8 protein-coding genes are annotated in these 13423 nt (G+C 44.2%); 4 read left to right on the top strand and 4 right to left on the bottom strand.

The window, feature by feature from the left end; translation table 11 throughout:
• Window positions 1-406 precede the first annotated feature (406 nt).
• On the top strand, window positions 407-1300 hold the full coding sequence (gene fhcD / locus FTO70_RS14575; RefSeq protein WP_255336493.1) for a formylmethanofuran--tetrahydromethanopterin N-formyltransferase: 894 nt from the start codon (window positions 407-409) through the stop codon (window positions 1298-1300).
• Window positions 1301-1602: 302 nt separating this feature from the next.
• Complete coding sequence (locus tag FTO70_RS14570) at window positions 1603-1935, top strand: DUF4405 domain-containing protein (RefSeq protein ID WP_369694380.1); 333 nt, start codon at window positions 1603-1605, stop codon at window positions 1933-1935.
• 128 nt (window positions 1936-2063) lie between these two features.
• Here the strand turns inward: FTO70_RS14570 and FTO70_RS14565 are convergent, their stop codons facing one another.
• Window positions 2064-3602, bottom strand: a complete 1539-nt coding sequence (locus FTO70_RS14565; RefSeq protein ID WP_255336490.1) for a TraB/GumN family protein — start codon at window positions 3600-3602, stop codon at window positions 2064-2066.
• Window positions 3603-4031: 429 nt separating this feature from the next.
• Window positions 4032-5126, bottom strand: a complete 1095-nt coding sequence (locus tag FTO70_RS14560; protein WP_255336489.1) for a CBS domain-containing protein — start codon at window positions 5124-5126, stop codon at window positions 4032-4034.
• A gap of 359 nt (window positions 5127-5485) precedes the next feature.
• On the opposite strand from FTO70_RS14560, the gene FTO70_RS14555 reads away from it, so the two are divergent.
• Entirely contained in the window at window positions 5486-5707 is a 222-nt protein-coding gene (locus FTO70_RS14555; protein WP_255336488.1) for a hypothetical protein, read from the top strand.
• Here FTO70_RS14555 and mfnA read toward each other — a convergent pair.
• On the bottom strand, window positions 5682-6974 hold the full coding sequence (gene mfnA, locus FTO70_RS14550) for a tyrosine decarboxylase MfnA (protein ID WP_255336487.1): 1293 nt from the start codon (window positions 6972-6974) through the stop codon (window positions 5682-5684). The genes FTO70_RS14555 and mfnA overlap by 26 nt on opposite strands.
• Before the next feature lie 1429 nt (window positions 6975-8403).
• Window positions 8404-9933 (bottom strand): sodium/proline symporter PutP, encoded by a 1530-nt coding sequence (gene putP / locus FTO70_RS14545; protein WP_255336486.1) that lies wholly within the window; start codon window positions 9931-9933, stop codon window positions 8404-8406.
• 1942 nt (window positions 9934-11875) lie between these two features.
• Here putP and FTO70_RS14540 point away from each other — a divergent pair.
• Window positions 11876-13120, top strand: coding sequence for an ORC1-type DNA replication protein (locus FTO70_RS14540; protein WP_255336485.1), 1245 nt, complete (start codon window positions 11876-11878; stop codon window positions 13118-13120).
• Window positions 13121-13423 lie beyond the last annotated feature (303 nt).

The following is a 13423-nucleotide window of genomic DNA, read 5'->3' as shown; positions in this document are numbered from 1 at the left end:
TCTGAGTCTTTTATCTGAGTCTTTTATCTGAGTCTTTTATCTGAGTCTTTTATCTGAGTCTTTTATCTGAGTCTTTTATCTGAGTCTTTTATCTGAGTCTTTTATCTGAGTCTTTTATCTGAGTCTTTTATCTGAGTCTTGCGATTTTTCCTCCAATTTATTCATCTGTCCTTTTTCCCTGAAAAATTATATATCCGATATAAATATTATAATTGACATTAATTAAAACCAAATGTATCATAAAACTTAAAATGTATTCCCTGCGATTAAGTAACATTTTCTTACGGCAACAGACATCTGACCGATAGCAGGAAAAAATGCCAAAAAGACCTTAAGGCCTATAAAGACCTTGAAGTAGAACCCTGAGATTCGAAAATTAAAACAAAAAACACACGAGGGGATTTTTATAGAACTCAATGGCGTAGAAATCGAAGACACATATGCAGAAGCGTTTCCAATCAAGATTTCACGGGTCCTCATAACGGGCGCAACCAGGCACTGGGCACAGGTGGCCGCTACGGAAGCTACGGGTTTTGGGACTTCAGTTATCATGTGCCCTGCAGAAGCGGGTATCGAAAAGTTTGCAAGCCCCAGCGAGACCCCTGACGGCAGGCCCGGAGTTTACATCCAGATCTGCACCTTTAAGTACGAGGCTCTGGAAGAACAGCTTCTCGAAAGGATCGGACAGTGCGTGCTCACAGCCCCTACAACTTCAGTCTTTAACGGGCTTCCTGATGCTGAAAAGCAGTTCAACGTAGGCTTCAAACTCAAGTTCTTCGGAGACGGCATGGAATCCGAAACTGACATCTCAGGCCGCAAGGTATACAGGATCCCGATCATGGAAGGGGACTTCCTGACCGAAGAAAACTTCGGAGCCGTAGCAGGCATTGCAGGCGGAAACTTTTTCATCTTCGGGGACTCCCAGATGAGCGCCCTGACTGCAGCCGAAGTTGCCGTGGAAGCAATCTCCGAGCTCGAAGGCACCATCACCCCCTTCCCGGGAGGCATAGTGGCCAGCGGATCCAAAGCAGGGGCAAACAAATACAAGTTCCTGAAAGCCACCGCAAACGAAAAGTTCTGCCCCTCAATTAAAGACAAAGTGGAAAACACCGAAATCCCGGCTGACGTCAACGCTGTCTATGAAATCGTCATCAATGGGATAGACGAAGCCAGCATAAAAGCAGCCATGAAAGCAGGAATCGAGGCAGCCGTTAAAGTGCCCGGAATTAAGAAGATCTCCGCAGGAAACTACGGCGGAAAGCTTGGAAAATACCAGTTCAAACTCCACGAGCTCCTCTGAGCTCGACATTTTTCTTTCTTTTTTACTTTTATTCTTTTTTGTTTTCATTTTTTACTTTCTTCTGCTTTCTCCATCTTTGCTTCGTTCTTCTCTGTCTTTGCTTCGTTCTTCTCTGTCTTTGCTTCGTTCTTCTCTGTCTTTGCTTCGTTCTTCTCTGTCTTTGCTTCGTTCTTCTCTGTCTTTGCTTCGTTCTTCTCTGTCTTTGCTTCGTTCTTCTCCGTCTTTACTCCATTCTGTGATCATATTGTGCTTCTGTGACCATATTATGCATTATTTATTTGTGGATTAAGAAATGAAGTAATATCATAAACAATGGAAGTGGAAGACTGAACAGGACAAAACTAAACTACATAGTAGACTTAATCCTTACAACCCTGTTTCTGGGAGTTGCAGGCACAGGACTTCTCATGTATTTTTTCATGCCTTCGGGAATTCCAAGGGGCAAGTATGTGGTGTATATGGGCCTCACAAAAGCTACCTGGGTCTGGATACACAGCAGAGCCGGGATCCTGATGACGATTATTATAGTTGTCCATCTTATACTTCACTGGCACTGGATTGTGTACACAACAAGGAATTTTTTCAGGAAAAGAAAAGAAAAAACAGAAATAACAGAGATCTGCGAACCTTTGTAAAAAGGGAAACTTTATAAAAAAGAAAGGTTTCAGCATCAAATGCTTGAAACCTTATTGAGGCTAAGGTGCCTGGCCAATTGTGGATCAGGCCCTCTTAACCAAGGCCCTCTTAAACAGAAAGAACTTTTTCAAAGTCCCAGAGCGCTGAATCCTGAAAGGATCAAATCCCTGGGGTCTATTCCCGTGACCTGGATCATCACCCAGACGCCGAGGAAGGTCCCGATCACACTTCCAATGTTTGCGAAGCTTGCAACTAGAAGGACGCGCATGAACCTGTTTTTGAACATCTCCTTGAAGGTCTCGATCCCGGCAAGGGCTTTGATGTCTTCAGTGGTTGGGTTGCGCTGTTTTGCTTCCACAAGGCCGGCAAACCAGCCTGCGGCCATCATGGGGTTCAGGGAGGTCAGCCAGGCGACTGAAAAGGCGGTGAGAATGGAATAAGGATGCCCGCCTGCAATCAGGGTCCCGGCTGCACTGAGAGTCCCGTTGATGATAAACCACCAGCCAAAGGCTATCAGAAGGAGTTTCAGGGACGTGCCTGAGAGGAGCATGAGGAGGAAAACAGCAATCGCTAGGCCGACAATCCCTAAACCGACGACTTTTCCGGCACCGAACCGCTTCTTCGGGAGCTGGACGAGGGTGTTCAGGGGAGGGATGCTCTTTGGGTTTTTCAGGTAATTTAGTACCCCGGGCTTGTGTCCCGCCCCGATTACCGATACAATTGTTTTGTTTCCGCCTGCAGCTACCCTGAGTATGCTGCCTGCCAGGTAAGCGTCCCGCTCATCAATCAGGACTTCAGCTGCAGTCGGAGCAAAGTCCCGGAGCTCACTTACAAGAGCCGTGACAACGTCCTGTTCCGTGATGCTATCGATATCGATATCAGCTCCTTTCCCGATTCCGATCAGGCCGCCTATGAGGGAGCCAAGCATCCGGATTTTTTCCATAAAACTCATCCGGCCCCAGAAACGCTGAAGGGTCACCTGGATATCCCGGTCGATTAAAGCTACCCTGGCCCCAATAGCTTCGGCTTCCTCGATGGCTGAAAGCATCTCGGCCCCGGGCTTAACCCCCATGTCTTCCCCTATCTTTTTCTGCACATATGCAAGCAGCCAGTGGATAAGGTAGTAATAGACTTTCCCTTCACTCAAAATTTCCTTGACTGGCAGCTGGGTTTCCTGGACGTTGCCCTTCAGGGCGTCATAACGCCCCCGGCAAAGTTCCACGGCCACAATATCGGGTTTCAGGTTCCTGATTGCAGCTTTAACCTCAGCCACGCTTTTTTCCGAGACATGAGCTGTCCCTATGAGCACAAGCTTTGAAGGCTGGCGTTCGGCAGGCTGCCCTTCCTGGGTAAAGGCCTGACCCGGAAAAATAACCGGAAGTTCCGAAGCTGAGTCCGGCAGAGGCTCTGCAATAAGCTCGGAACTTAAATCAAGCTTTCTTTCCACCTCAAAACCGGCTTCTGCCGAATTTTTCAGTATCGAAGCCTTGGCCTTCTTTGACCCTGAATCCGAAGAATCAGAAAGTTCAGACTTTCCTGCGGAAGCGCTATGCTCCGCAGATTCCGTCACAAGTTTATCCACGGAGTATACCGACTCCTGAGACGAACTTTCAAAGTGGTATTCAGGTGTCTTATCCTGAGAATCTGTGACTTCAGATTTGTCCATTATCAGTCTCTCTGCTGCGGCGGGTCAGAAAGCGCGGATCATAAAGCAAATAAACAGCTTTCTGAACCTCAAATGCCCTCAATGCCGCCCGTTAAAAATATCAGGTTTAAATATTTAGCTATAAGCAGATAATTTTACTGTAAGCAGATAATTACCTCCGTGGTAATTACCTGCCATCAATTTATAATTTGCTGCTTCCGCAATTTCCCCGAAAACAATAATTCTCAGGAAGTAACGCTTTGAAGGAAGCGTCACCTTGAAGGAAGCAACACATGGTCTGGAAAGAAATCATTCGGTCATCTGTCATCATTCTGTCGTCTGTCACTATTCTATCATCTATCATCATTCTGTCGTCTGTCGCTATTCTATCATCTGTCATTATTCGGTCATCGTTATCGTCCGGTCATCGTTATCGTTCGGTCATCGTTATCATTCGGTCATAAGCCTCAGGGTCCGTACCAAATCAGTTCTGGAAAGGATCCCTACGAGAGACCCATTATCAATTACCAAGAGCCTTCCGATATTATGGGACGAGATAAGCTTCAGGGCATCACTTGCCTGGGCCTCCGGAGGAACGGATATGATCTGCTTGGTCATGATGTCCGAGACGAGCAGCACGGGGCGTTCGAGAATGGGTACCCTCTGGACATCGGTGAAAGACACGACCCCTCTCAGGATGCCGCCTTCCATGACAGGGTACCCCATATGCTTTTTTTCGAACATGAACTGGATAAGGTCTTCAACGCTCATGGAAGAAGAGACCGAAACCACATTTGGGGACATTATATCCCGGACAGAGACATTTTCAAGGGTCACCGTGGCCCGGGTGGAACGTTCCTCTTCCGATGCCCCGACATAGATGAAGAGGGCGATCAGGGGGAACCAGAGGTTGCCAACCAGGATCCCGAAAATCGCCATGAGAATGGCAAAGAACTTCCCGACCGCAGCTGCGCTCTGGGTAGCCCTGACATATGACATCTTCCTGGCATAAAGGGCCCTGAGCACCCTTCCCCCGTCCATGGGAAAAGCGGGCAGCAGGTTAAAGACTCCAAGTACCACGTTCATAGCCCCAAGGATCCAGATGGTGAGGTACGTGGGGCTTTCCGCAAGCGCAGTATTGGGGGCTATGAAGTTTCCATAGACAAAAAGGCATACAAAACCTATAACCAGGCTCGTAAGAGGCCCCACAAATGCCATTTTGGCTTCCTGAGCGGGTTCCCTTGGCATCTCTTCCATAGCGGAAACTCCCCCGAAAAGGAAAAGCGTAATGCTTTCAATATCGACCCCGTACCGTTTTGCCAGGTAGGAATGCGCAAGCTCGTGCAGTAGAATGGATACGAAAAGCAGAACAGCCGTCAGGGTCGAAAGCACGTACCTGGTCATCGCCGGTTCAACTCCCGCAAACCCGAAAGGCTGCGGATTGATTGCAAAGACATAGGCAAAAACCGGCAGGATCAGGAGAAAGGTGATGTGAAGCTTGATCGGTATACCCATTACACTTCCTATTTTCAGTGAAGATTGCATGAAGTGAAATACCCCCTATTAGGATCTCTAACGCGAAATTAAACTCTTAAAATTGAACTATGAACTCCACTTCCAAACTTGAATTTATAAATGCTAATTTAAGTGCTAATTTAAATGCTAAATTCTTACCTGTATAAAGGATCTGATGACTATAGGTAATATTATTTTAGATTGTATAATTATCTTATCATGAGACCTGAGTACGTAAATAACTGTCAGTATGATAGATAATGTCAGTATGATAGCTAAAGTTTTGATAGCTAAAGTTTTTTCATAATTTAATGGGTAACTGACGCTCAGTATGATACAAAGGAAATCATACAATTAAAGGAAACAAAGAAAGACAGCAAATATAAGACATGGATTCTCCCCATGTACTATTTGGCAATACTATTATAGATATTTGCTTGTACAGAACCAAAAAATGGATAAAAAAGAGCACGAAGGTTAAAAAGAGAAAAAAGAGCAGGAAGGTTAAAAAAGAGAGAAAAAGAGCAGGAAGGTTAAAAAGAGAGAAAAAGAGCAGGAAGGTTAAAAAGAGAGAAAAGAATTGGCTTAGAGCTGTTCTGTCACTGTTTTAAGGTCCTGCAGGAACTCTTCGACGTCCTGGGGTGTTGTGTGGGGCATCAAGACCAGGCGCAGGGATCTGGGAGTTCGGGTTATTGAAACGTTCCAGCCAGATTTGTCGAGGAGTTGTTCCCGGACAAGGTCGGGTTTGGGAACTTTAAGGGCAACGACATTCATAACAGGTTCGAGCAGGGGTTCAAAGCCGAGTTCCCGAGCCTCTTTTACGAGTTTTGCGGTGAGCTGCATGCAGTAATCCACATTTTTCCTGTAACCTTCCCTTCCAAGGTGCTTCATGACGGCGCAGGTAGCAGCAGCTGCAGCTCCGCTCCGGGTGCCTGTGAGGGTAAACTGGGACTTTGTCGTGAGGTAGGGGGTCTTGACCTGGAGAGAGGCAAGGAAGGCAGGGGACCTGAAGAGCAGGGCTCCCGAAGGAATGGTGGACAGCCCCATCTTGTGGGGGTCGACGGCAATGGAAGTGACCCCGGGAACTTTGAAGTCAAAAGGATAGGGCTTTTTCAGGAAAGGAATTACAAAGCCTCCGAATGCCGCATCCACGTGGAAGAAGAGCTTATTTTCAAGAGCGAGCTTAGAGAGTTCCTCAATCGGGTCAATCTGTCCGAACTCCGTGTTTCCGGCTATGCCCACAAGCCCGATAGTATTTGCATCTATCAGGCTTTCCACGGAAGCAAGGTCAACCCTGAACTCGGGGTCAAGAGACGCCCTTCTAATTTCTATCCCCATCATATTGGCAACCTTATCAAAAGAAAAATGAGCCGATTCAGGAATAACAACATTGGGAATCCCGATCATGCCCATACCGGCAGTCCCCATGTTCTTCATGCCACGGATAGCCTGGATGTTGGACTCAGTCCCTCCTGTAGTAAGGTAGCCGCAGACAGAATTTTCACCTGAAGCTTTACCCAAACCTGAACCTGAACCTGAACCCGAACCTGAACCTGAACCCGAACCTGAACCTGAACCTGAACCTGTCTCCGGAACTTTATTCCCTGAATTGTGCCCGGAATCGCAAGAAAAATCAATAGAAGGAGCGTGGAGGAGCTCTCCCAGCATCCTCACAACCTCCATTTCAAGCCCGTGAGTCCCTGCAAAAAGCCCGAGATCTCCGAGGTTGGCTTCTATGAAAAGCCTGTGAGCCTCCACTGCAATCTTATGAGGGTGAGTGCACATCGAACTCAAAACCCGATAATAATCCGTATCTTCGGACTTTGCCTTTTCCAGAAGGGAAAAAATCTCTTTTTCAGAAAGACCCTGCTCATTCATGTAGATAAAGTAAAAACAATTCTATTTAAAAGACTTATGGAATGACCCTCCAGAGCTATAACTCTGAAGAATAGAACTATACTTCAAAAGAATAACTCTGAAGAACACCTCTGAAGAATAAAACTGTTCAAAGGAATGTTATTGAAGGGAAAGTTCAAGAAAAAAATATTGAAGCAAAAAATGAAAATTTAGTCAAAGGAGATACAGTATAAATTTAAATATAGACTTACATTACAAATTTATATTACAACTCAATACAAATTTACCTGAGAAATTACGTTAGAAATTTACATTACAATTTTAGCAAATTAAGGCTGTAAAAATTTTGCATAGAAAATACAATAAAGATAGAATAAAGATAGAATAAACAAAGAACTTTCAGAATTTTCAATTTTTCATACGAGATTGTTTATTTGGGGTCAGAGGGGGACCCCTTTGTTTCCAGTGGAGGGGTTTTTTGAGAAGGCTAGAAAACTGAAAAGCAAAAATAGGATATTTGAAAATTTTGAATATAGTTGTCCGGAAAAAAGAAGGATTTATGGTACATTTTTAACAACATATATATACTATTAATGTGATAACACAACAACATTATTTTTTTGCCATAACTAAATAAAACTCTGTTTTATTTTGTTGCTTTTAAACTCAAACTCCTTCCAGTGGAAATCATAGGGTCTGGGTGCTATATAAACTCTCCAGTAGAAATAAGGGGGTCATCTCGGTGCGGCCAAAACATGGTGCAAAACATGCATTTTATTAAAAAGTTAAATTTTTGTTGAAACTTTTCTATTTTCTTATCAATCTTCGTAAAAACTTCTTTTTATTCAGAAGTTATTTTTTCTACTTCTTTTTAGTAAATTGCCAGAAGTAACTATATGAGAATAGGTCTGAAATTAAAAATATTTTAGGGATCTATTCCTATTCTGGTAACTGACAATATCATGGAATCTGGTAATATCACACAATTAGCAAAACAAGATAATACCAAAATCAGGGTAGATCCGGGGTAAATTTAGGATAGAATCTGGCCAGGAACCTTGATAACTTTCTACATTTTCTTTATCTATTACTGACAAAATCGGTTTGAAGCTACCTGTAAGATTGTAGGGTTTTATCTCAGGAGATATAAAATAGTCCTTCCTAACCGATTATAAGGACGTTCTTGTGAAGCCATAAATTTACAAAAATGAAACCAAAAGGACCTGAACCACATTCTGTCCGATTTTGAATAGAAAAGTGACGTAGTTTCGTAAGGTAAATTTCTTATGTATTTTTTAATGAATATTTCTTGATGTAATCTTTGTAGTACAACTTTTAATATCAGGTTATCAGTGCAAGGCTTCTTTTGTACATTTTGTTCAGAAACTGCACTGATAAACCAGATTTTTTTCGTTATTTCCCTTTTTCCGTTTTCTTTTTGCTTCGTGAATTAGAGTTCTACGGGTTGTATGTCTTCGTGTGTGATCGTTGCTCCGGTAAGGACAACGTGGTTAACACGGTCGAACTCTTTGAGGATTTCCTCTGAGGGACCTTCTTTGTCCAGGATTGAGACAATGTAGATCACGATGCATGACAGGACAAAGCCGGGCACTATCTCGTAAAGGTCGAAGATCCCGCCGGAGAGGTTTTTCCAGAGGATGACCATGAGGCCTCCTGAGATCATTCCGCCGAGGGCTGCGTTCCTGGTGGTCCTTCTCCAGAAGAGGGAGAAGAGGATGATGGGTCCGAAAGCAGCTCCGAAACCTGCCCAGGCGTAGGAGACCAGGCCCATGACTGAGTTGTTGGGGTCTCTGGCAATCATGTAGGCAATTGCGGAAATTGCAATAACTGCGAGCCTGCCGAGCCAGACAAGTTCCTTCTCGCTTGCATCCTTTTTCATGACGATCCTGTAGATATCTTCCGTAAAGGCGGATGCGGCTACAAGGAGCTGGGAGTCAGCAGTGCTCATGATGGCTGCAAGGATGGCTGCCAGGAGAAGGCCTGCGAGGATCGGGGGGAACATGTTGTTTACCATGACCATGAAAATAGTCTCGCTTCCGGTGTCTCCCAGGAATTCGGGGTAGAGGTAAGCCCTTCCCACAAGTCCGACGACCACTGCGAAAAGCAGGGAAATCACTACCCAGACCATGGCAATGAGCCTTGCCTGCTTGATCTTGTCAGCGGATTCAATGGCCATGAAGCGGACCAGGATGTGCGGCATTCCGAAGTACCCAAAGCCCCAGGCCAGGTTTGAGATCAGGGGAATTGCCCCGCCTGCAAGGGCGGTCCAGGGGTTGAGGAGCTGGGGGTCGATGTTGTTTATAATGTCTATGGTTGAGCCGTATCCTCCTATGCCTTTCATGGCCGCCACGGGCACCAGGACGATTGCGCAGACCATGAGCATGCCCTGGAAGAAGTCAGTCCAGCAAACAGCCATGAACCCTCCAAGGAAGGTATAGCTTATAATCACGAGAGCCCCGATAAGAAGGGCCTGCTGATATGGGACTTCAAAAACGGTGTTAAAGAGCTTTCCGCCTGCCACAAGTCCCGAGGAGGTATAGAGCAGGAAGAAGACCAGAATCAAAATGGCTGAGATGATTCTGAGGGCGTGGGATTTGTCCCTGAACCTGTTTTCAAAGTACACCGGGATGGTGATGGCGTCGCCTGCTATATAGGTGTACTGGCGCAGTTTTTTTGCTACGAATTTCCAGTTAAGATAGGTTCCGACAGCCAGTCCGATCCCTATCCAGATGGATTCCATTCCGGCCAGATATGCATACCCGGGAAGCCCGAGCAGCAGCCAGCCGCTCATGTCTGAGGCCTGGGAACTTAAAGCTGTTACCCAGCTGTTTAACTTTCGGCCTCCAAGAATATAATCAGCGAGGTTTTCTGTTCTTCTATAATAGATAACCCCGATAGATATCATGAAAAGCAGGTATACTGCAAAAACTAATATAATGCTAAAATTGTCCGATACCATTGTCTAACTCCAGGTTTTTCATAAGGGGGTTTTCATTTCCGATTCCCTTTTATATTTCCCTAAGGGCTTGATTTCCAACTCCCTTCTATAAGACTTTTTTACAATTTGTTCCAACGCATTTTTATCTCTGCATTTACCTGCAATTCGGGTTCCGGGCATTTTTAGATCGCTTATCTCTCAGGGGATCACAGAAGTCCGGGAATTTTGCATTACAGGGCTTTGCATCAATACTTGCATCAATACTTGCATCAATACTTAATACAAACACTCTTATTGCACTCTATTTCTGGCAGCTCTGATAACAAATATCTGCATTACTGAATTGAAAGGTACATAATCTACTTTTGAGGTTGGATTGCGAACATATGAACCTTCATTTCAGGGTTTTAGGTCTGTTTTCAAGGAAATAGGGCTGGAATTAACTATGCCAATAATTCTTTATTATTTTTATAATTCTTGTCCTGTCAGTCCTATAATGTTTGACTTTATACTTGACTGACCAGGTATTCTAGATACAATAGATACTTTCCTGTATCCCTTATATTTTTTATAAGTTTTTCGAAAACTTCATTAACTTTCATGTTATTTTTTACAAAGTTAAAGGCATGGAAATAGAGTCAAATTTACTATATAAGTAATTAAATAAATCATTTACATAATGACTTTGAAATGAATTTGCATAGAGAATCTATATAATGGTTTTATGAGAAATTTTACCGTGTTTTTTTGCAGGGGTCAAAAGTAGCTCAGGAAACACAATAACTCTTTTTCATACAACTTTTTATACAACTTTTTATACAACTTTTCATACAACTTTCTATTTTCATACAACTTTCTATACAGTTTTCATGCAGTTTTTATTCACTATTTTTGATATAACTTTTTTAAATGTGAATTTTTTTTATTTTTTTCAGTGGAAATAAAGGGGTTAATTTTTTTGCAATTTTCTCCATCTGAAAAAGGGGGTCTTGTCTACACCTCCAGATGCTCTGGAGTTGCGAAATTTTCTTTATTCTTCTCCAGGGTCTTATCATATTGATTTTTCCTGCAGTATTTATATTATAGAATACCTCCACTGGAAATAAAGGGGTCTTTACCATAACTATTAATACCGTGCACTTCCATTGCATCTACTGCAAATATGATCTAAATTCAATGATTTATATACTCATATGGGCTAGAATTTTGTTTAGAGTAGTTCCACGTGACAGGTTTTATCGGTGCTTTAAGAGTGCTTTGTGGGGATGTTCTAATTAGCTTATGATAGCTTTTGACAGCTTGAGAACATCCTCTTCCGGCGCCGACCTTAAGACTATCGACCTTGAGGCCATGCACCTGTCCCTTCACCGAACTTCGCTGAAAATTAAATAGCCTGCTACAGTGAAGGGTAAAATTAAGTGAGGCCACAGTATTCACAAGGGTTTTAATTGATGGGGTAGTCCCCCAAACCCGTATAAAACTCGGAAAACTATATTTGCACGCTTTCCAATATGCATGCTTTCCAATCTGTGTGCTTTCCAATTTGTGCTTGCGCTTGAAATTTGTCCAGAGAGTTCGGGTCAGCAGGCACAGAAAATCGTAAAAAGGAAAATTGTGGAAGTCAAAGGTCCAACAACGATCCCCCATGTATGAACCCGGTAACCTGTGAAATGAACAGTTTGAATATACCTATAAATGTGAAGGCAGCCTCATGTTGCCGGTATCCGGGTCCTCAGCAGATGGCAATAACCATTGGAAATTCCGTAACCGGAAGCCCCAAAAAACTTGCTAACGGAAGATTTCCAGTTAGGCAGCGTCCAGTTATTGAAATTGGTGAATATAAATTATTGATCTAAATTATGATCTAAATTATTGATCTTAAAGGGAAAAACGTTAATGTCTCGTAAATTGTGCGAATCCATTCCATCATTTGTTATCAATTTTTGTAAGAAGAGGGTCATTCATGATTAAAGCTCAATCATTAGACGGTTTGTTCGAAAAATTACTTGACGGGCAGTCCATTTTCAAAAACAAAGAGGTTCTTCGGCCTTCGTATACGCCGGACCTGCTGCTCCACAGGAATGAACAGATCAATAGCCTTGCGACCATTCTGGTCTCTGCGCTTCGGGGAGAAACGCCCTCAAATGTGTTGATCTACGGGAAAACAGGGACAGGAAAGACTGCTGTGACCCGGTATGTGGGAAAGGAACTCGAAAGGGTAAGTGAAGACAAGTCGATTTTCTGTTCCGTGGTCTATATTAACTGTGAGGTCATCGATACCCAGTACCGGCTTCTTGCAAACCTTGCGCGGCACTTTGAAGAAGAGGTCCCTATGACCGGGTGGCCCACGGACCAGGTCTTCATGAAGTTCAAGGAAGCAATTGATTCCAGGGACCAGGTCATAATCATCATCCTGGACGAGATTGACAAGCTGATCAAGAAAGGCGACGACGTCCTCTACAACCTCTCGAGGATTAACACGGACCTTAAGAAAGCCAAGGTCAGCATGATAGGGGTGTCCAACGACCTGAAATTCACGGAATTTCTGGATCCGAGGGTAAAGAGTTCCCTTGGTGAAGAGGAACTGATCTTCCCTCCCTACGACGCCGAGCAGATCAGCGACATCCTGAAGCAGAGGGCAAAAATGGCCTACAACGACGGGGTCCTTGGAGAAATGGTGATCCCCCTCTGTGCCGCCTTTGCCGCCCAGGAACACGGCGACGCCCGTCGGGCGCTTGACTTACTGCGGGTCTCCGGGGAAATTGCGGAAAGAGAGAACCAGCCGCAGGTCCTGGAAGAACATGTGCGCCGCGCCCAGGAAAAGATAGAAATCGACCGCGTGGTAGAAGTGGTTCGGACCCTCCCCACCCAGTCCAAGCTCGTGCTCTACAGTATCATAATGCTCCGGAACCGGGGCAGAGAAGGCAAGAACGTCACCACCGGGGAAATGTATAACGTCTACCGCCAGCTCTGTCACCACATCGATGTGGACATCCTGACCCAGCGCAGGGTAACAGACCTCATGTCCGAACTTGACATGCTGGGCATCGTCAATGCCGTTGTGGTAAGCAAAGGCCGATACGGCCGCACAAAAGAAATCTCCCTGAGCGTCCCCGTGGAAAACACCCGCAGGGTGCTTCTTGAAGATTACAGGCTGAAGCCACTGGTGGACTTCAAGACCTCAGTCTTTAACAAGATGTTCTCATAAGTTTTTCATAAAAGCAGGCTCCCCTTCAAAGTCCTGCCAGGGCCAGCTTTTCCCTCATATTTTCCCTTTATCCTCTCGAAGGCCTTCCTGTCCGACCCTCTATGCCTTCACCTATTTGGGGAAAAGCTCATGCCTTTTTTAGGAATCAGTTTTAAGAATCAGTTTTAAAAAATTCAATTTTTCAGGAAATAATATATATTATCCTGTGGTTTGACTAGGATCATATTACATACTTTATATGTGAAATCACATGGTTTTATATGCAGATTCATATGTTTCATAATTCAACTTCATAATTCAGCT

Origin of the sequence: Methanosarcina sp. KYL-1 (genome assembly GCF_024372725.1) — an archaeon.
Taxonomy (GTDB): Archaea; Halobacteriota; Methanosarcinia; order Methanosarcinales; family Methanosarcinaceae; genus Methanosarcina.
The sequence above is the reverse complement of the archived record's forward strand: the minus strand, read 5'-3'. Positions and strand labels throughout refer to the sequence as shown.